Genomic DNA, 19,518 nt, shown 5'->3' with positions numbered 1-19,518 from the left:
ACCGGGGCAAGTTTGCGAGTATATCGGTCGGTAGACTCCACGACGACCGTCCGGTTCTGATTTCGACTGTCAAATACGCGGCTCTATGTGCTTTTTCGAACAATTTGCTATGGTGCCGAACCTGCCGAAGCCACCGCCAGCGTTGTTGTGGCGGCAGATCCGACTATAAGAGAAGCCCTTGCCATGACCACAGCGCCTTCGAGCCTCGCGCAGCCCGAGCAACCCGCACGACCGTTGACCCGCAATGACTACAAGACTCTGTCGCTGTCCGCCCTCGGTGGCGCGCTGGAATTCTACGATTTCATCATCTTCGTATTCTTCGCCACCGTAGTCGGCAAACTGTTCTTCCCGGCCGACATGCCCGAGTGGCTGCGCATGATGCAGACCTTCGGCATCTTCGCCGCCGGTTATCTCGCGCGGCCGCTGGGCGGCATCGTCATGGCGCACTTCGGCGACCTGCTGGGGCGCAAGAAGATGTTCACCCTGAGCATCTTCATGATGGCCGTGCCGACCCTGATCATGGGTTTGCTGCCGACGTATGCGCAGATCGGCATGTGGGCGCCGATCCTTCTTCTATTGATGCGCGTGATTCAAGGCGCGGCGATTGGTGGTGAAGTGCCGGGGGCGTGGGTCTTCGTTTCCGAACATGTGCCGCAAAAGCATATGGGTTACGCCTGTGGCACGCTCACCAGCGGCCTGACCGCCGGTATCCTGCTCGGCTCGCTGGTCGCCACGGCGATCAACAGCATCTATACGCCGACCGAAGTTTCCGATTACGCCTGGCGGATTCCGTTCCTGCTTGGCGGCGTGTTTGGTCTGTTCTCGGTTTACCTGCGCCGCTGGCTGCACGAAACACCGGTATTTGCCGAGCTGCAACAGCGCAAGGCGCTGGCCGAAGAAGTGCCGCTGCGCGCGGTGCTGCGTGATCATCGCGGGGCGATTGCGATCTCGATGCTGCTGACGTGGCTGCTGTCTGCCGGCATTGTTGTGGTGATCCTGATGACCCCGACCGTGCTGCAAACGGTCTATCACTTCTCGCCCACCACAGCGCTGCAATCCAACAGCCTGGCGATTGTGTTCCTGAGCTTTGGCTGCATTATTTCCGGGGCGCTGGCCGATCGCTTTGGCGCTGGCCGCGTATTCGTGTTCGGTTGCCTGGGCCTGTTGATCAGTTCGTGGACCTTCTATCACAGCCTCGCCGATCACCCGAACTGGCTGTTCCCGCTGTATGCCCTGACCGGTTTGCTGGTCGGCACCATCGGTGCGGTACCGTACGTGATGGTCAAGGCGTTCCCGCCAGTGGTACGTTTCAGCGGGTTGTCGTTCTCGTACAACGTGGCGTACGCAATCTTCGGTGGCCTGACGCCAATGATCGTCAGCCTGCTGCTTAAAGAAAGCCCGATGGGGCCTGCCTACTATGTGGCGGTGCTTTGCGCGATGGGGATACTGGTTGGCGCGTGGCTGTGGAAGAGGGGGCGCTGAGTCCGACATTATCTGTAGCTGTACAGACGCCATCGCGAGCAGGCTCACTCCTACATTTGGAATGCATTTCAAGTGTAGGAGTGAGCCTGCTCGCGATTGGGGTCACTCGAATCATCTTGTAAAACCCGAATGCTGGCCTTTCATCCAATTGTCATATTTCAGCCATAGAGTGTTCACACGGCCTGCTGATACTTGGCCCCGACTTAACACACCCTATCTGCTAGGAGTAAGGCATGAAACTGAAGCGTTTGATGGCGGCAATGACTTTTGTCGCTGCTGGCGTTGCGACTGCCAACGCGGTTGCCGCTGTTGACCCTGCTATCCCGAGCTACACCAAGACCACTGGTGTGTCGGGCAACCTGTCCAGCGTCGGCTCCGATACCCTGGCCAACCTCATGACCCTCTGGGCTGAGAACTACAAAAAAGAATACCCGAACGTAAACATCCAGATTCAGGCCGCCGGTTCTTCGACCGCGCCACCTGCGCTGACTGAAGGCACCGCTAACCTGGGCCCGATGAGCCGCAAGATGAAGGACAACGAGCTGCAAGCCTTCGAAACCAAATATGGCTACAAGCCAACCGCTATCCCGGTTGCCGTGGACGCCCTGGCTGTATTCGTACACAAGGACAACCCGATCAAGGGTCTGACCATGGAGCAAGTCGACGCGATCTTCTCGTCCACTCGCCTGTGCGGTGCTAAAACCGACGTGAAAACCTGGGGTGACCTGGGTGTGACCGGCGACCTGGCCAACAAGCCGGTTCAGCTGTTCGGTCGTAACTCGGTATCGGGCACCTACGGCTACTTCAAAGAAGAAGCCTTGTGCAAAGGCGACTTCAAGCCAAACGTCAACGAACAACCTGGTTCGGCTTCGGTCGTGCAGTCGATCAGCTCCTCGCTGAACGGCGTTGGTTACTCGGGTATCGGCTACAAGACCGCAAGCGTGAAAACGGTAGCTCTGGCCAAGAAAGGCAGCACCGATTTCATCGAAGACACCGAAGAAAACGCCCTGAACGGCAAGTACCCGCTGTCGCGCTTCCTCTACGTTTACGTCAACAAAGCCCCGAACAAGCCTCTGGCCCCGCTGGAAGCCGAGTTCGTGAAACTGATTCTGTCCAAACAGGGTCAGGAAGTTGTTGTGAAAGACGGCTACATCCCGTTGCCAGCCAAGGTTGCTGCAAAAGCACTGGCTGACCTGGGTCTGCAGGAAGGCGGCGCTGTCGCCAAGAAGTAACACCTTAGGTCCGGGCTAACCCCCGGACCTGCAGGAACCCTGTAGGAGCTGTCGAGTGAAACGAGGCTGCGATCTTTTGATCTGGCCTCTGATCGCAAGATCAAAAGATCGCAGCCTCGGTTCCCTCGACAGCTCCTGCACAGGTTTCAAGCGGGTCCCAAAAGGGCTGAAACCTTTCGAATTCCTTGATCCTCCTCCAGTACCCGCTGGCGGTGGATTTGCTGCGTCACTGCATTGTCATCTTTCTGTCATACAGGATCGCTAGGGTGAGCGCATGAATGATCTGGCCAATTCCCAAATGACTACTAATCCTCCCAAGCGCATTGACTTCAATACGCCTGAGCTGCAACGCAAGCGCCGCATTCGCGCGCTCAAGGATCGCTTCACTCGCTGGTACGTCCTCGTTGGCGGCCTGGCGGTGCTGGCAGCCATTACCCTGATCTTTTTCTTCCTCGCCTATGTCGTCGCGCCGCTCTTCAAGGGTGCCGACCTGACCGCGAAAGATGCCATCACCCCGGCCTGGATGCAGGACGCCGGCAAGCCGCTGATGATTTCGCTCGAAGAGCAGAATCAGGTGGCCATGCGCGTTTCCGACAAGGGCCAGGCGCTGTTCTTCGATCTCGACAGCGGTGCTGAACTGACGCGCGTCGACCTGCCATTGCCGGCAGGCGCAACCGTGACCTCCATTGGAGAAGACCAGCCAGGTCATCCGCTGGTGGCCGTGGGTTTGTCCAACGGTCAGGCGCTGGTGTTCCGTCACACCTATAAAGTCAGCTATCCCGACAGCAAGAAAACCATCACCCCGGCTATCGAATACCCGTACGGCAACACGCCGATCGCGTTGAACGAAAGCGGTGGTGCGCTGGAGCACGTCAGCCTCAATGCTACCGATTCGACGCTGATGCTGGTGGGTTCGACCGGTTCGCAACTCAATGTTTTGTCGCTGACCAGCGAAGAAAACATGATGACTGGCGAAGTCACCAACGAGCAGAAGCGTATTGATCTGCCGCAGATGACCGAGCCGGTGAAAAACATCTTCGTCGACCCGCGCCAGCAGTGGCTGTATGTGGTCAACGGTCGTGCTCAGGCCGACGTGTTCAGCCTGCGCGACAAGAGCCTTAACGGTCGTTACAAATTGCTCGAAAATGCTGACGCCGAAGTCACCGCAACCACGCAACTGGTTGGCGGTATCTCGCTGATCATCGGTGACTCCAAAGGTGGTCTGGCCCAGTGGTTCATGGCTCGCGACCCCGATGGCGAGCAGCGCCTGAAGCAGATTCGTACGTTCCAGATGGGCAAGGCGCCAATCATTGAGATCACCGCCGAAGAGCGCCGCAAAGGCTTCCTGGCGCTGGATGCCGACGGCAAGCTCGGCGTGTTCCACAGCACCGCGCACCGTACCTTGCTGGTCGATCAGGTTGTTGAAGGCCAAGGCCTGTTCGGTCTGTCGCCGCGTGCCAACCGCGTGATCGTCGAAGCCGGCGGCAAGCTGCAACCGCTGCTGCTTGATAACCCGCACCCGGAAGTGTCCTGGAGCGCGCTGTGGAGCAAGGTCTGGTACGAGAACTACGACGAGCCTAAATATGTCTGGCAATCGACTGCGGCCAACACCGATTTCGAACCGAAACTGAGCCTCTCGCCACTGACCTTCGGCACCCTGAAAGCCGCGTTCTACGCGATGCTGCTGGCTGCGCCGCTTGCCGTTGCCGCCGCGATCTACACCGCGTACTTCATGGTCCCGGGCATGCGCCGCAAGGTCAAACCGGTGATCGAGTTGATGGAAGCGATGCCGACGGTGATCCTCGGTTTCTTCGCCGGTCTGTTCCTCGCCCCTTATGTGGAAGGACATTTGCCGGGCATCTTCAGCCTGTTGATGTTGCTGCCGATCGGCATTCTGGTCGCCGGGTTCACCTTCAGCCGTCTGCCTGAGTCGATCCGTCTGAGAGTTCCGGATGGCTGGGAAAGTGCGCTGCTGATTCCAGTGATCCTGTTTGTGGGCTGGCTGTCGCTGTACATGAGCCCGTTCATGGAGAACTGGTTCTTCGGCGGCGACATGCGCATGTGGATCTCCCACGATCTGGGCATCACCTACGACCAGCGCAACGCTCTGGTAGTCGGCCTGGCCATGGGTTTTGCGGTGATCCCGAACATCTACTCGATCGCCGAAGACGCCGTGTTCAGCGTGCCCCGTGGTCTGACCCTCGGTTCGCTGGCCCTCGGTGCCACGCCGTGGCAGACCATGACTCGCGTGGTGATCCTCACCGCCAGCCCGGGCATCTTCTCGGCACTGATGATCGGCATGGGCCGTGCGGTCGGTGAAACGATGATCGTGCTGATGGCCACCGGTAACACCCCGGTCATGGAAATGAACCTGTTCGAAGGCCTGCGCACCCTGGCCGCCAACGTCGCAGTGGAAATGCCCGAGTCGGAAGTCGGCGGCAGCCACTACCGCGTGCTGTTCCTCTCGGCGCTGGTGCTGCTGTTGTTCACCTTCGTCATGAACACCCTGGCAGAACTGATTCGTCAGCGTCTGCGCAAGAAATACTCGTCGCTTTAAGCAAAGGTAGAAGTCTGTGAAACAGAACTCCCTGAAAGGATGGTTCAAGAGCGGCGCCCCAGGCGTCTGGATCAGCGGTGGCGCGGTGTCCATCGCGGTCATCATGACCATTGGCCTGCTGGCAGTGATTGCCGTGCGCGGCCTGGGTCACTTCTGGCCGGCGGATCTGATCCACGCCAGCTACGACGTGCCGGGCCAGGCCCAGCATCTGGTGGTCGGCGAAGTGGTGCAGAAAGAAGAAGTGCCCCGCGCCCGTCTGAAGAGCGCCGGTTTGCCGGTGCCGGACGCTGGCCCGGAATTCATGACCCGCGAGCTGATCAAAGTTGGCAACCGTGACCTGAACGGCAACGACTTCACCTGGATCGTCGGCGAGTGGCTGACCAACCAGAAGACGCCGCCGGAGCTGATGGCGATCGAACGTCGTGAGTGGGGCAATTTCTACGGCTACCTGGTCAACGTCAAACAGGACGGCAAGGTCATCGCCGAAGGTGAAGCGGCCTGGCCTGAACTGCAAGCGCGGATCGACCGCGTCAATGGTCTGGCCGCGCAACTGAAATCGCTGGAAAAAACCGACATCGGCGCGATCAACGCAGGGCTGGAGCGCATCCGCCTGCACAGTCGCAAACTGGAGCTTGAAGGCAAATTCGACGCCGCCGCGCAAGCCGACATGGAGTCCGAGCGTGCCGAACTCAATGCCCGCTATCAGGACATCGAAGCGCGTCTGGCTGATCTGCATGCGCAGTTCAACCGCGACGCTTTGACCGCTCGCGATGCCAACGGCAAAGAGATTCAAATCGATCTGGGCAAAGTGGTTCACGCCTACCAGCCGAACGCCATGGGCACGATGACCAAGATCGGCTTCTACTTCAGCAAGATCTGGGAATTCCTGTCGGACGACCCGCGTGAAGCGAACACCGAGGGCGGGATCTTCCCGGCGATTTTCGGCACCGTGATGATGACGCTGATCATGGCGATGATCGTGACGCCGTTCGGCGTTCTGGCAGCGGTGTACCTGCGTGAATACGCCAAGCAGAACACCCTGACGCGGATCATCCGGATCGCAGTGAACAACCTCGCGGGTGTTCCGGCAATCGTTTACGGCGTGTTTGGCCTGGGCTTCTTCGTTTACGTGTTGGGTGGTTCGGTTGACCGCTTGTTCTTCCCGGAAGCGTTGCCGGCACCGACCTTCGGTACGCCGGGCCTGCTCTGGGCTTCGCTGACGCTGGCGCTGCTGGCGGTGCCAGTGGTGATCGTGGCCACTGAAGAAGGCCTGGCGCGGATTCCTCGCACCGTGCGTGAAGGTTCGTTGGCCCTCGGCGCGACCAAGGCTGAGACCTTGTGGAAGATCGTCATCCCGATGGCCAGTCCGGCGATGATGACCGGCATGATCCTCGCGGTGGCCCGTGCCGCCGGTGAAGTAGCGCCGCTGATGCTGGTGGGTGTGGTGAAACTGGCGCCGTCGCTGCCGGTGGATGGCAACTATCCGTACCTGCACCTGGACCAGAAGATCATGCACCTGGGCTTCCACATCTATGACGTCGGCTTCCAGAGCCCGAACGTCGAAGCGGCACGACCGCTGGTGTACGCCACGGCGCTGTTGCTGGTGTTGGTGATCGCGACGTTGAACCTGTCGGCGGTGTATATCCGTAACCACCTGCGCGAAAAATACAAAGCACTGGATAGTTAATACAAATCCTGTGGGAGCTGGCTTGCCAGCGATGGCAACACCAGGGTGTAACTGGCAGACCGAGTTGCCTGCATCGCTGGCAAGCCAGCTCCCACAAGGATCGGCGCAGCCATAGATTTTGAGTAACCCATTGGCTATGCCAGTGGTTCATAGAACCGAATTTGTTAGCACAGGGGATGTCCCATGCAGCACGAAACCCATACCCACGGCATCAACATGTCTGCCTTGGGTCGCGACAAGCAGAGCCTGAACCTCGAGCAGGAAACCGTTGCCATCGAAGTGCCGGGCCTGAGCCTGTACTACGGCGAGAAGCAAGCACTGTTCGACGTCAGCATGAACATTCCGAAACAGCGCGTGACCGCGTTCATCGGCCCGTCCGGCTGCGGCAAGTCCACGCTGCTGCGCACCTTCAACCGCATGAACGATCTGGTTGACGGCTGCCGTGTCGAAGGCGCAATCAACCTGTACGGCAACAACATCTATCGCAAGGGCGAAGATGTGGCCGAACTGCGTCGTCGCGTCGGCATGGTGTTCCAGAAGCCGAACCCGTTCCCGAAAACCATCTACGAAAACGTGGTTTACGGTCTGCGCATCCAGGGCATCAACAAGAAGCGCGTCCTCGACGAAGCCGTTGAGTGGGCACTGAAAGGCGCGGCGCTGTGGGACGAAGTCAAAGATCGTCTGCACGAGTCGGCACTGGGTCTGTCCGGTGGTCAGCAGCAACGTCTGGTAATCGCGCGCACCATCGCCGTGGAGCCAGAAGTCCTGCTGCTCGACGAGCCTTGCTCGGCACTCGACCCGATCTCGACGCTGAAAGTCGAAGAGCTGATCTACGAACTGAAGTCCAAGTTCACCATCGTCATCGTGACCCACAACATGCAGCAAGCCGCGCGGGTGTCCGACTACACGGCGTTCATGTACATGGGCAAACTGGTGGAATTTGGCGATACCGATACGCTGTTCACCAATCCGGCCAAGAAGCAGACCGAAGACTACATCACCGGTCGTTACGGCTGACAGTTGCGGGTTACTCACAGAATTGACGCTGCGGCCCGCCGCACCTTACCGGACGCTCCAAGGACGCCAACATGATTAGTAAAGAAGGCCTTACCCATCACATTTCCGCGCAGTTCAATGCCGAGCTTGAGGAAGTGCGCAGCCACCTCCTGGCCATGGGCGGGCTGGTCGAGAAGCAGGTCAACGACGCGGTCACGGCATTGATCGAGGCCGACTCCGGCCTGGCTCAGCAGGTGCGCGAGATCGACGACCAGATCAACCAGATGGAACGCAACATCGACGAAGAGTGCCTGCGCATTCTGGCCCGTCGTCAGCCGGCGGCGTCCGACCTGCGTCTGATCATCAGCATCTCCAAGTCGGTGATCGACCTGGAGCGTATCGGCGACGAAGCCACCAAGATCGCCCGCCGTGCCATTCAACTGTGCGAAGAAGGCGAAGCCCCGCGCGGTTACGTCGAGGTTCGCCACATTGGCGACCAGGTGCGCAACATGGTTCGCGATGCGCTGGACGCGTTTGCCCGTTTCGACGCCGATCTGGCCTTGTCGGTGGCGCAATACGACAAAATCATCGACCGCGAGTACAAGACTGCCCTGCGTGAACTGGCGACCTACATGATGGAAGACCCGCGCTCTATCTCGCGCGTCTTGAGCATCATCTGGGTGCTGCGTTCGCTGGAGCGCATCGGCGACCACGCGCGCAATATCTCCGAGTTGGTGATCTATCTGGTGCGCGGCACCGACGTGCGCCACATGGGCCTCAAGCGCATGAAGGAAGAAGTTCAAGGCACAAGCGGCGAAACCGCTAATGTTCCGGGCGTTGCTGACGATAAGTAAGATTGCCTGAGAAAAGCGCCCGGCCCTTTGGCCGGGCGTTTTTGTTTCCGGTGCTTTTGAATCAATCGAATTAAAAAGCAGCACCCGCGAACGAAAAGTCCCGGCGTGACTGAAGAGTTTTGGCAATGTGCCATCAGCCAGCGTTATGCTTGCCGGGATTTTAATAGGGGTGTTGGATGAGCAAGATCAGTGTGTTGGTTGTGGACGACGCTTCGTTCATTCGTGACCTGGTGAAAAAGTGCCTGCGTAATTACTTCCCGGGGATCCGCACCGAGGACGCCATCAACGGCAAGAAGGCCCAGGCCATGCTGGCCCGTGAAGCCTTCGACCTGGTCCTGTGCGACTGGGAAATGCCGGAAATGTCGGGTCTGGAACTGCTGACCTGGTGCCGCGAGCAGGAAAATCTCAAGACCATGCCGTTTGTCATGGTCACCAGCCGTGGCGACAAGGAAAACGTCGTGCAGGCGATCCAGGCCGGCGTTTCCGGCTATGTCAGCAAGCCGTTCACCAACGAACAACTGCTGACCAAGGTCAAGCAGGCGCTGAACAAGGTCGGCAAGCTCGACACCCTGATGAACAGCGCACCGACCAAGATGAACTCGGCGTTCGGCAATGACTCCCTGAGTGCCCTGACCGGCGGTAAAGCAGCGGTAATTGGTGGCGGTGCCCCGGCTGCGGCGGCGGTAAACCCGTTTGCCAAACCCGTCGCCGCGGCGCCTGCACCGGCGGCAGCCGCGTCGCGTGGCCTGCTCAACAGCCCACCGGTCAAGGCGCCTGTGGCTGCGTCTTCGCCTGCCAGCGGTCGCGGTCAGGGCCAATTGCGCCTGCCGAGCGGCACGCAGCAATGCGTGATCAAGGCCCTGAGCATCAAGGAAGCGCTGCTGGTGGTGAAACGCACCGACACCCTGCCGCAGATCCTCGACAGCGCTGTGCTCGACCTGGAGCAGGGTGACAACGCCGAAATCGCCCGCCTCAATGGCTATCTGCACGCCATCGTCGCGTTTGAGCAGAAACCTGACAGCGACTGGCTGCAACTGACGTTCCGCTTCGTCGACCAGGACGCGCAGAAACTCGACTACATCTCCCGTCTGATCGCCCGCGGCACGGCGCAGAAGCACTTCGTTCCCGGCGCATAAGCGGGGCGCCCCGAAAGATCGCAGCCTGCGGCAGCTCCTACAGGGATCACATTCCAATGTAGGAGCTGCCGAAGGCTGCGATCTTTTGCTTTGGGCTGTGCCAAATTTGAAACATCTCTCGACTACCCTGGTCTGTCTCACCTGCTAGGCTCTTTCCCAGGCCTTACTTCGACAGACTCTTGCCCATGCTCGCGCGCCTGCTGTTTTTCTGTGGTTTGGTCATGGCCTCCAACCTGGCTGTGGCAATGACCATCTACAAATCCACCGATGCCAACGGCGTGGTCTCGTACAGCGACCGTCCGAGCAAAGGTGCGAAGGTGTTCGTGTTTCAGGACCGAATGGTCGAGCGCCTCGAGCGCCAGGTCTACCTCGACATCAAGAAACAGAAGGGCGTCGACGTGGTGTTCGTGCGCAATGACCTGTATGCGCCGGTTGAGATAGCGCTGGCGTTTACCGGGCTGAGCAACGTGCGTGGCGCGCCGACTCAAACCATTCGCCGGGTGTTGCCGGCGCGCAGCAATACGCGGTTGGCGTTGCTCAAAGCGGTGTCCGGCGGCCAGCCATTGGTGTATTCGCCGCAGTTTCACTATTCCCTCGGCGATCCTTCAGGAGCGGCCCAGGGCTATCGTTATCCGCTGCCGTGGCGTGGTGGACCGTTCCGCTTGAGTCAGGGTGCCAACGGCCAATACAGCCACTATGGGCCGAAGAACAAATATGCAATGGACATCGCCATGCCGGTCGGCACGCCGATTATCGCGGCGCGGGCCGGCGTGGTGGTAAAGACCGAGAATTCGCAGAACGGGCGCGGCAATGATGCATCCGGCAATTTCGTGCGGGTGCTGCACGACGACGGCACGATGGGCGTGTACCTGCATCTCAAGCAAGGTTCGGTGAGTGTGCGCGAAGGGCAGCGGGTGAAAGTGGGCAGTCCGTTGGCGCTGTCGGGCAATACCGGCAACAGCAGTGGCCCGCACCTGCACTTTGTGGTGCAGCGCAACAGCGGCGCGGGGCTGGTGTCGATTCCGTATCAGTTCAACCAGCCGCTGGGGGCGTTGCCCAACTTTGCGTTGGGCAAGCAGTAGGCGCGATAGGGTGTTGAGGTTTTTTGTGGCGAGGGGATTTATCCCCGATGGACGGCGTAGCCGTCCCAGAACCATTCAATGCAGTCAGTAAGTACAGAGTTGCAGGGTTTGGGGCCGCTTCGCAGCCCATCGGGGATAAATCCCCTCGCCACAAGAGCCCCCCCAAACTCCCATTAATCCAGCATCAACACCTTCGCCAGCACAATCTTCGGCCCTTTCATCTTCTTGATGATGATCCGCAAGCCTTCGACTTCCAGCACTTCTTCCTCTTCCGGCACCCGTTTCAGGGTTTCATAGACCAGGCCAGCGAGGGTTTCGGCTTCGATGTGGTCCAGGTCGATCCCCAGCAGGCGTTCAACCTTGAACAATGGCGTGTCGCCGCGCACCAGCAGCTTGCCCGGCTGATAGGCGAGGATGCCGCGCTCAGCCTTGCGGTGTTCGTCCTGAATATCGCCGACCAGCACTTCCAGCACGTCTTCCATGGTCAGGTAGCCGATGATGTTGCCGTCAGCCTCCTCGACCACGGCGAAGTGCGAGCCGCCCTTGCGGAACTGCTCCAGCAGCTGCGACAGCGGCATGTGCCGCGACACGCGCTCCAGCGGACGGGTCAGTTCAGCCAGGTTGAACGACTCGGGAATGTGATCCAGTGCTGCCAGCTCCAGCAGCAGATCCTTGATGTGCAGCAGGCCGACGAACTCCTGGCGCTCGCTGTCGTACACCGGATAACGGCTGAACTTGTGGCGACGGAACATCGCCAGGATTTCTTTCAGCGGCGCGTTGAATTCCAGCGTGATCAGGTCTTCGCGGGAGTTGGCCCAGTCGACCACTTCCAGTTCGCCCATCTCCACCGCCGAGGCCAAAACGCGCATGCCCTGGTCGCTGGGATCCTGGCCACGGCTGGAGTGCAGGATCAGTTTCAGTTCTTCGCGGCTGTAATGGTGTTCATGGTGCGGGCCGGGTTCACCCTGGCCGGCGATACGCAGAATCGCGTTGGCGCTGGCGTTGAGCAGGTAAATCGCCGGGTACATCGCCCAATAGAACAGGTACAGCGGCACCGCCGTCCACAGCGACAGCAGCTCGGGTTTGCGGATTGCCCAGGATTTGGGCGCCAGCTCACCGACGACGATGTGCAGATACGAAATGACGAAGAACGCGGCGAAGAACGACACGCCTTTGATCACTTCAGGCGACTGCACGCCAACGCTTTCCAGCAGCGGCTCGAGAATGTGCGCAAACGCGGGCTCACCCACCCAGCCCAGACCAAGCGAGGCGAGGGTGATACCGAGCTGACACGCCGAGAGGTACGCATCGAGCTGACTGTGTACGGTGCGCAGGATGTGCCCGCGCCAGCCGTTCTTGTCAGCGATGGCCTCGACGCGGGTCGAGCGCAGTTTGACCATGGCGAATTCTGCCGCAACGAAAAAGCCGTTGAGCAAAACCAGGATCAGAGCAAAAAGGATCATGCCGAAATCGGCGAATATTGTTGCGAGGGACAAGCCAGGGGAAGGGTCCATGATGGAGTTTTGCGGGTTCCGTGTGATTCAAAAGAGATAAAAGCCGCACCTGAAAGGCAGGCACAAGTCAGCCAATGTAGCGGCTGACTTGGCGATTGCCTAGTGGCGCGTGCCGGCCGGTATCACTCGGCGGCGTTGATCGCCCGTGCGTAAGCGACCTGAGCCGGGGCGAAATGGCAGGTGAACGTGCTGCCGTGGCCGGGCACGCTGCTGATCTCCATGCGTGCGCGGTGGCGCAGCAATACGTGTTTGACGATGGCCAGACCGAGCCCGGTGCCACCGGTGTTGGAGTTGCGGCTGGAGTCGACACGGTAAAAGCGTTCGGTCAGGCGCGGCAGGTGTTTGCTGTCGATGCCGATCCCCGAATCCTGCACGCTCAGGTGTGCGCCTTGCTCGTCGCCCCACCAGCGAATGCGGATATTGCCCTCGGCCGGGGTGTACTTCACCGCGTTGAACACCAGATTGGAAAACGCGCTGCGCAGTTCCGCCTCGCTGCCCTTGAGCAACAGGCTGCTGTCGGCCTCCAGAGTGATGCGCTGGTTTTTCGAGCCGGACAATTGCTGCGCATCGCTCGTGATCGACTGCAACAGCGTGTCGATCTGTATCGGTTGGTTGTCGGACGGGTAATCGGTGGCTTCCAGCTTCGCCAGCAGCAACAAATCGTTGAGCAGCGTCTGCATGCGCCCGCCCTGTTGTTGCATCTGCTGCAGGGCACGGCTCCAGCGCGGGTTCACTTCTTCGACGTTGTCGAGCAGGGTTTCCAGATAGCCGCAGATTACCGTCAGCGGCGTGCGCAATTCGTGGGAGACGTTGGCGATGAAGTCTTTGCGCATCTGTTCCAGCTGATGAATGCGCGTGACGTCGCGCACCAGCATCAAGTGTTCGTTGTTGCCGTAGCGGGTCAGGTACAGCTGAATGCGCACGCGATCATTGGTCGGCGAGGGGATTTCCAGCGGCTCGGAATAGCTGTCTTGCTCGAAGTATTCCTTGAAGCGCGGATGGCGCACCAGATTGGTCACCGGTTGGCCGCTGTCCTGTGGGGTCTTGAGCCCGAGCAGGGTTTCGGCGGCGCGGTTCCACCATTCGAGGTTGCCATCGCTGTCGAGCATGATGACCGCGTCTTTCAGCGCAGCGGTGGACTCCTGGACCCGGTCGATCACCGCTTGCAGACGCCCGCGCACTCGTTGGTCGCGGCGCTGCAGGTGATAGATGCTGTCGAACACCTCGCCCCACAGACCGTAACCGTCGGGCGGTGCTTCATCAGGTTGGTGCAGGCGCAGCCACTCGTGCAGACGCAGCAATTGCTTGAGTGTCCAGGCCAGGTAAATACCCAGTCCCGCCGCGAGGCTCCAGCCGTAATAGCCGCTGATCAGACCGATCACCAGGCAGGCGGTGACCAGCAGCAGCATGTGGCGAATCAGGGTGCCATGCCAGTTTTGATTCACGGGGGCGTCCTTAGCCGCAGCGTCAAGTTTCAAGCTGCAAGCTACAAGTCAGAGCGGCTCGCTGTTTCTTGCCGCTTGTAGCTAGAAGCTTGCAGCTGTTTTTATGCTTTTGTGGAGAACCGGTAGCCGGTGCCGCGCACGGTTTGTACCAGATTTTCGTAAGCGTCGCCGAGGGCCTTGCGCAGTCGTCGGATGTGCACGTCGACCGTGCGCTCTTCAACATAGACGTTGCCGCCCCAGACCTGATCCAGCAACTGGCCGCGAGTGTAGGCGCGTTCCTGGTGGGTCATGAAGAATTGCAGCAGACGGTACTCGGTCGGGCCCATCTCGGCCGGTTTGCCGTCGATGGTCACGCGGTGGCTGATCGGGTCGAGCAGCAGGCCACCGACTTCGATTGGCGCTTCGCCATCGGTCGGGCCGGCGCGGCGCAGCACGGCCTTGAGGCGTGCGACCAGTTCGCGTGGGGAAAATGGTTTGGTGATGTAATCATCGGCGCCGACTTCAAGACCCTGGATCTTGTTGTCCTCTTCGCCCTTGGCGGTGAGCATGATGATCGGGATGTCCCCGGTCAGTTCATCACGCTTCAGACGTCGGGCCAACTCAATGCCGGATGTGCCGGGCAACATCCAGTCGAGCAGGATCAGGTCCGGCTTGCGGTCGACGATGATGGCGTGCGCCTGCTGCGAGTTCTCTGCCTCGAGGCAGTCATAGCCGGCCATTTCCAACGCCACGGCGATCATTTCGCGAATCGGCGCTTCGTCGTCGACGATCAGAATGCTCCTGCCAACCATGCCTTAATCCTCTTGTCATTTAACTGTCTTGCGCCGCATTAGATAACGGAATTATTGCAGTCGTGTGACAGTATTTTAGCTCGGGGGCGAATGTGCAGATCCTCAACTAAGCTTTGAGTCCGAATCCTGACAACCACAAGAGAAGGTTTCCATGACTCAAATGACTGTTTCCTTCAAAGCTTTGCTGATGGCTGCCGCCCTGACTCTGCCTGGACTGGCGATGGCTGCCGATCCGGCCATGATGAAAGACGGCATGATGGTCGACCACAAAGGCATGACGCTTTACACGTTCGACAAGGACGCTGGCGGCAAGTCGATGTGCAACGACGACTGCGCCAAGAACTGGCCACCATTGATGGCGCCGGCGGACGCCAAGGCTGACGGTAAATGGAGTGTCATCAAGCGCGATGACGGCATGATGCAGTACGCCTACGATGGCAAACCGCTGTACACCTTCATGAAGGACGAGAAGCCTGGAGACATGACAGGCGACAAGATGAAAAGCGTCTGGCACGTCGTTCGCGAATCGCAGAAATAACCGCGATTCCCTGTGGGAGCGAGCCTGCTCGCGAAAGCGTCGTGTCAGTCAGAATATTTGTGAACTGATCCACCGCTATCGAGCTGGCTCGCTCCCACTGGGTCTGTGGCTCAACGCAACGCGTAATCCAGCACGATCCCGACAAAAATCGCCAGCCCGGCCCAGTGGTTGTGCAAAAACGCCTGGAAGCAGCGCATCCGGTCCTTGCTGCGGGTGTACCAGAACTCCCACGTGTAACATCCGGCGGCCACCAGCAGACCGAGTTGAAACCAGATTCCCAACTCGAATTTCGATCCGGCCAGTAACAAACAAACCAGCGACAACGCCTGCAAGCTCAGGATGATCACCCGGTCCGCCTCGCCGAACAGAATCGCCGTGGATTTCACGCCGATCTTGAGGTCGTCATCGCGGTCGGTCATCGCGTAATAGGTGTCGTAACCCACCGTCCACAGCAGATTGGCGATCCACAGCAGCCACGCCGCCGCTGGCAACTCGCCGGTCTCTGCGGTGAATGCCATCGGCATACCCCAGGAAAACGCCGCACCCAGTACCACTTGCGGGTAATAGGTGTAGCGCTTCATGAACGGATAGGTGAAGGCCAGCGCCAGACCGCCCAGCGACAACCAGATTGTCGGGGCATTGGTGCAGAGCACCAGCAGGAAACTCACGCCCATCAGCAGCGCAAAGAACACCAGCGCCTCTTTTGAGCTGATCCTGCCGGCTGCCAGAGGCCGTTGCGCTGTGCGTTTGACGTGGCCGTCGACCTTGCGATCGGCCCAGTCATTGATCACGCAGCCACCGGCGCGGGTCAGCACCACACCGAGGACGAAAATCACCACGTTGGCCAGCGACGGCGAACCCTTGCCGGCGATCCACAACGCCCACAAGGTTGGCCACAGCAGCAGATAAATGCCGATCGGCTTGTCCATGCGCGTCAACTGAATGAAATCCCAGGCGCGCGGGTTCAAACGGTTCAGGGACTTGAGCAGGCTCTGGTACATCAGCAGTTCTCCGGATGGGCGCGGGCGGCGTCCCACAGGCTCGGCAAGAAGATTTCCGCAACCAGCACGCTCAATGCGCCACGGTCGAAACGCGAACGACGGCCCCACAACTCGGGCGCCTGGGCGGCGGGTGGCAGCCACTGCTCCGGGTAGTGACAGACTTCGATGGCGCGGCGCCGGAAGGCCTGGTCGCAAAACAGCAGTTCGCCCAGCGAGCGGCTGCCCAACTCATCCATGTGCAAACCGTCGCCCTGCAATGCACTGCGCGATGCCACGCTGCGGGCGAACACCCACGCCTGGCCATGGCCGCGCAAATACACCTCGCGCACCCAGCCTTCGCTGCCTTCTGCCAGATCCAGCGCGGCACATTCGTCGACACGCAAGGTGTCCCAGCCTTCGAAAAGCGGCGTGACGCTGAAGCCATCGTTGGACAAACGGGTCAGGCGGCGGGTCAGCGAACCTTCGTCGAACAGCCAGTCCAGGGTCGATGAATCGGGGAGGGGCGTCAGTCGGCTTTGGGGCAGCCAGAGCGGGGCGGGGGAGGAGTTTGTCTGTTGCACAATGAGTCATTATTGGCCGCAAATGAGGCGCCGAGCTTACCATGGCGGGCACCGATATTGATTGATCCGGGTCGCCGTTGCGCCGAACAGGCTTGCATCTGTCCGGCACCATCAGTACAAAACGCCCTGAGCCGGATGGCAGCGCAACACCCATCGACCATTCGCGCCGGCAAAAGCCTGAATCCTGAGGAAGTACCTGAATGAAGAAGTGGCAATGTGTGGTCTGTGGCCTGATCTATAACGAAGCCGACGGCTGGCCGGATGACGGCATCGCGCCGGGCACCCTGTGGCAGGACGTGCCGGAAGACTGGCTGTGCCCAGACTGCGGCGTTGGCAAGATGGACTTCGAAATGATCGAAATCAACTAAGAAAAACAGAGGGAACAAGGCATGAGCGCACCAGTCGTCATCATCGGCACCGGGCTTGCGGGCTACAACCTGGCCCGCGAGTTTCGCAAGCTCGACAGCGAAACACCGCTGCTGCTGATTACCGCCGATGACGGTCGCTCCTACTCCAAGCCGATGCTCTCCACCGGTTTCGGCAAGAACAAGGACGCCGATGGCCTGAGCATGGCCGAGCCAGGCGCGATGGCCGAGCAGTTGAAGGCCGAGGTGCGTACGCATACGCGCATCAGCGGAATCGACGCGGGCCACAAGCGCCTGTGGATCGGCGAAGAAGCCGTGGCTTATCGCGACCTGATCCTCGCCTGGGGTGCAGAAACCGTACGCGTGCCGATTGAGGGCGACGGTGCTGATCGGGTGTTCCCGATCAATGATCTCGAAGACTACGCACGTTTCCGCGCGGCAGCGGCTGGCAAGCGTCGGGTACTGGTGCTCGGTGCCGGGTTGATCGGCTGTGAATTCGCTAACGATCTGATCCTCGGTGGCTACGAGGTGCAACTGGTTGCCCCGTGTGAGCAAGTCATGCCGATGTTGCTGCATCCAGCGGCCGCAGCTGCGGTGCAGTCCGGGCTGGAAAGCCTTGGCGCAAAATTCCACCTCGGCCCGGTGCTGACCCGTCTGCACAAGGTCGCCGACGGTCTGGAAGCGCATTTGTCCGACGGCCAGGTTATCCCCTGCGACGTAGTGGTCTCGGCCATCGGCCTGCGCCCACGGATCGATCTGGCGGCGGCTGCCGGCGTGCAGGTCAATCGCGGTGTCGTGGTTGATCGACAACTGAAAACATCCCACGCCAATATCTACGCCTTGGGCGACTGCGCCGAGGTCGATGGGCTGAATCTTTTGTACGTCATGCCCCTCATGAGTTGTGCGCGTGCGCTGGCACAAACCCTCGCAGGCAACCCGACGGCGGTGAACTACGGCCCGATGCCGATCACCGTGAAAACCCCCGTCTGCCCATTGGTGGTGTCGCCGCCACCACGGGGCAGCGAAGGGGTCTGGACCGTCGAGGGGCAGGGCGCCGACATCAAGGCCCTGTGCCACGGCGCCGACGGTCAGTTGCTGGGGTATGCCCTGACCGGTGCGGCGGTGATGGAAAAACTCGCCCTGAACAAACAGCTTCCGGCCCTGCTGGCGTAAATACCGGTCGTTCTGTCGGAATCACCCAGCTTTTGCCCCCACAAAGGTCGCGGGGAGACTGGCGCCGCCCGTATCCGCGTGCCATTCTCACTCCCGTCTGCCGCAGCGTAGAGCCTGCGGCGCCTTGGGCGCTGTTCCAACGAGAACAGCACGGACATAACAACAAAAAACCGTCAAAGGGGCTTCACTAATGCGTAAACCAGAACTCGCCGCTGCAATTGCTGAAAAAGCAGATCTGACCAAAGAACAGGCCAACCGCGTGCTCAACGCCGTTCTCGAAGAAATCACCGGCGCTCTGCACCGCAAGGACAGCGTCACGCTGGTGGGCTTCGGCACCTTCCTGCAACGCCACCGCGGCGCCCGTACCGGCAAAAACCCGCAAACCGGCGAGCCGGTCAAAATCAAGGCCAGCAATACCGTAGCGTTCAAGCCAGGCAAATCGTTGAAAGACAGCGTTAATCCATAATTGCGGCGAGCTCCCTGAATAACGGGGAGAACCGCAATAAAAAATGGGCACACCGATTGCGGTCGGGTGCCCATTTTTTTTGGCTGTTTAACGCACTTACTGGCGACGGAAGCAGGCCTTGCCGTTGCCGAAGTCTACCGCCAGACAGTTTGGCTCGATGGCCAATTCCAGATCCTGAAACAGGCCGGACAAATCGCTGTTGGAGGCGGCTTTGGTCGCGCTTTTCAGCGTCAGCGTTTCGTTCTCTACCTGCCATGTGCCCTTGGCAAAACCGTCCGCACTGCCATACGAAACACCTGCATCAAAGGTGCCGTCCTTACGCAGTAGCAACTCGGCGCCCATTTCCATCGCGCCGTACAGATAGTAATGGCCCTCCAGCGGCGAGGTGTCTGCTGATGCTTGGGTGATGGGCAGCCACATCAGTGCTGCAAAAAACAGTGGTTTCAATTCCATGAGGTCATTACTCCTTACCAGCTTTCGTTGCGTGTTGGATTTTCCGATGAAGGTTTCAAATAACGGCTCGAGAAGCAACGGATAACTGCGTAGTGTTTCGAGAAATCCTTTTTAGTAGCGTTTGACGTCGAAATGAAAGGGCGACTGTGGAGAATGGTGGGTGAGCGACGGTGGGTAAATGAATCC

The 19,518-nt window shown here is 59.7% G+C and carries 18 protein-coding genes; 12 read left to right on the top strand and 6 right to left on the bottom strand.

Going from position 1 to position 19,518, the window contains the following annotated elements:
• Window positions 1–183: 183 nt before the first annotated feature.
• The 8 genes from ICA15_RS13045 to ICA15_RS13010 all read left to right on the top strand — a co-directional run bounded on the left by ICA15_RS13045 (window position 184) and on the right by ICA15_RS13010 (window position 11,026).
• Window positions 184–1,482 (top strand): MFS transporter, encoded by a 1,299-nt coding sequence (locus ICA15_RS13045; protein ID WP_210553326.1) that lies wholly within the window; start codon window positions 184–186, stop codon window positions 1,480–1,482.
• Between the two features lie 233 nt (window positions 1,483–1,715).
• A complete protein-coding gene (locus tag ICA15_RS13040; RefSeq protein ID WP_042561820.1) occupies window positions 1,716–2,714 on the top strand; it encodes a phosphate ABC transporter substrate-binding protein PstS in 999 nt (332 codons plus the stop codon).
• 274 nt (window positions 2,715–2,988) lie between these two features.
• On the top strand, window positions 2,989–5,271 hold the full coding sequence (locus ICA15_RS13035; RefSeq protein WP_210553327.1) for an ABC transporter permease subunit: 2,283 nt from the start codon (window positions 2,989–2,991) through the stop codon (window positions 5,269–5,271).
• A gap of 16 nt (window positions 5,272–5,287) precedes the next feature.
• Window positions 5,288–6,958 carry a phosphate ABC transporter permease PstA gene (pstA, locus tag ICA15_RS13030; RefSeq protein ID WP_150603585.1) on the top strand — a complete coding sequence of 557 codons (1,671 nt, stop codon included), beginning with the start codon at window positions 5,288–5,290 and terminating at the stop codon, window positions 6,956–6,958.
• Window positions 6,959–7,141: 183 nt separating this feature from the next.
• On the top strand, window positions 7,142–7,975 hold the full coding sequence (gene pstB / locus ICA15_RS13025) for a phosphate ABC transporter ATP-binding protein PstB (RefSeq protein WP_093429626.1): 834 nt from the start codon (window positions 7,142–7,144) through the stop codon (window positions 7,973–7,975).
• A gap of 71 nt (window positions 7,976–8,046) precedes the next feature.
• Window positions 8,047–8,808, top strand: coding sequence for a phosphate signaling complex protein PhoU (phoU, locus tag ICA15_RS13020; protein WP_042561816.1), 762 nt, complete (start codon window positions 8,047–8,049; stop codon window positions 8,806–8,808).
• A gap of 176 nt (window positions 8,809–8,984) precedes the next feature.
• On the top strand, window positions 8,985–9,944 hold the full coding sequence (locus ICA15_RS13015) for a response regulator (RefSeq protein ID WP_210553328.1): 960 nt from the start codon (window positions 8,985–8,987) through the stop codon (window positions 9,942–9,944).
• A gap of 185 nt (window positions 9,945–10,129) precedes the next feature.
• Window positions 10,130–11,026 (top strand): peptidoglycan DD-metalloendopeptidase family protein, encoded by an 897-nt coding sequence (locus tag ICA15_RS13010; protein ID WP_210553329.1) that lies wholly within the window; start codon window positions 10,130–10,132, stop codon window positions 11,024–11,026.
• Window positions 11,027–11,199: 173 nt separating this feature from the next.
• Here ICA15_RS13010 and ICA15_RS13005 read toward each other — a convergent pair whose 3' ends face one another.
• From ICA15_RS13005 to phoB, 3 genes are all read right to left on the bottom strand, one after another.
• Window positions 11,200–12,540 carry a hemolysin family protein gene (locus tag ICA15_RS13005; protein WP_150593411.1) on the bottom strand — a complete coding sequence of 447 codons (1,341 nt, stop codon included), beginning with the start codon at window positions 12,538–12,540 and terminating at the stop codon, window positions 11,200–11,202.
• A 122-nt stretch (window positions 12,541–12,662) separates the two neighbouring features.
• Complete coding sequence (gene phoR, locus ICA15_RS13000) at window positions 12,663–13,949, bottom strand: phosphate regulon sensor histidine kinase PhoR (protein WP_215731328.1); 1,287 nt, start codon at window positions 13,947–13,949, stop codon at window positions 12,663–12,665.
• A 137-nt stretch (window positions 13,950–14,086) separates the two neighbouring features.
• A complete protein-coding gene (phoB, locus tag ICA15_RS12995) occupies window positions 14,087–14,776 on the bottom strand; it encodes a phosphate regulon transcriptional regulator PhoB (protein WP_007896474.1) in 690 nt (229 codons plus the stop codon).
• A gap of 151 nt (window positions 14,777–14,927) precedes the next feature.
• Between phoB and ICA15_RS12990 the strand changes: the two genes are divergently transcribed.
• Window positions 14,928–15,314: a hypothetical protein gene (locus ICA15_RS12990; protein ID WP_150688302.1), complete on the top strand. Its 387-nt coding sequence runs from the start codon at window positions 14,928–14,930 to the stop codon at window positions 15,312–15,314.
• A 110-nt stretch (window positions 15,315–15,424) separates the two neighbouring features.
• Here ICA15_RS12990 and ubiA read toward each other — a convergent pair whose 3' ends face one another.
• Window positions 15,425–16,315, bottom strand: coding sequence for a 4-hydroxybenzoate octaprenyltransferase (gene ubiA, locus ICA15_RS12985; RefSeq protein ID WP_210553331.1), 891 nt, complete (start codon window positions 16,313–16,315; stop codon window positions 15,425–15,427).
• Window positions 16,315–16,875, bottom strand: a complete 561-nt coding sequence (locus ICA15_RS12980; protein ID WP_210553332.1) for a chorismate--pyruvate lyase family protein — start codon at window positions 16,873–16,875, stop codon at window positions 16,315–16,317. Before ICA15_RS12980 ends, ubiA begins: the two co-directional genes overlap by 1 nt.
• 200 nt (window positions 16,876–17,075) lie before the next feature.
• On the opposite strand from ICA15_RS12980, the gene ICA15_RS12975 reads away from it, so the two are divergent.
• The 3 genes from ICA15_RS12975 (at window position 17,076) to ICA15_RS12965 (ending at window position 18,879) form a co-directional block, all read left to right on the top strand.
• Window positions 17,076–17,243 (top strand): rubredoxin, encoded by a 168-nt coding sequence (locus ICA15_RS12975; protein ID WP_007954349.1) that lies wholly within the window; start codon window positions 17,076–17,078, stop codon window positions 17,241–17,243.
• Window positions 17,244–17,264: 21 nt separating this feature from the next.
• A complete protein-coding gene (locus ICA15_RS12970; RefSeq protein ID WP_042561809.1) occupies window positions 17,265–18,413 on the top strand; it encodes an NAD(P)/FAD-dependent oxidoreductase in 1,149 nt (382 codons plus the stop codon).
• 190 nt (window positions 18,414–18,603) lie between these two features.
• Window positions 18,604–18,879, top strand: a complete 276-nt coding sequence (locus tag ICA15_RS12965) for an HU family DNA-binding protein (protein ID WP_003213368.1) — start codon at window positions 18,604–18,606, stop codon at window positions 18,877–18,879.
• Between the two features lie 96 nt (window positions 18,880–18,975).
• Here ICA15_RS12965 and ICA15_RS12960 read toward each other — a convergent pair whose 3' ends face one another.
• A complete protein-coding gene (locus tag ICA15_RS12960; RefSeq protein WP_150616904.1) occupies window positions 18,976–19,332 on the bottom strand; it encodes a hypothetical protein in 357 nt (118 codons plus the stop codon).
• Window positions 19,333–19,518 lie beyond the last annotated feature (186 nt).

The sequence above is a fragment of the Pseudomonas sp. P116 genome, assembly GCF_020149425.1.
GTDB classification, from domain to species: Bacteria; Pseudomonadota; Gammaproteobacteria; order Pseudomonadales; family Pseudomonadaceae; genus Aquipseudomonas; species Aquipseudomonas anatoliensis.
The sequence above is the reverse complement of the archived record's forward strand: the minus strand, read 5'-3'. Positions and strand labels throughout refer to the sequence as shown.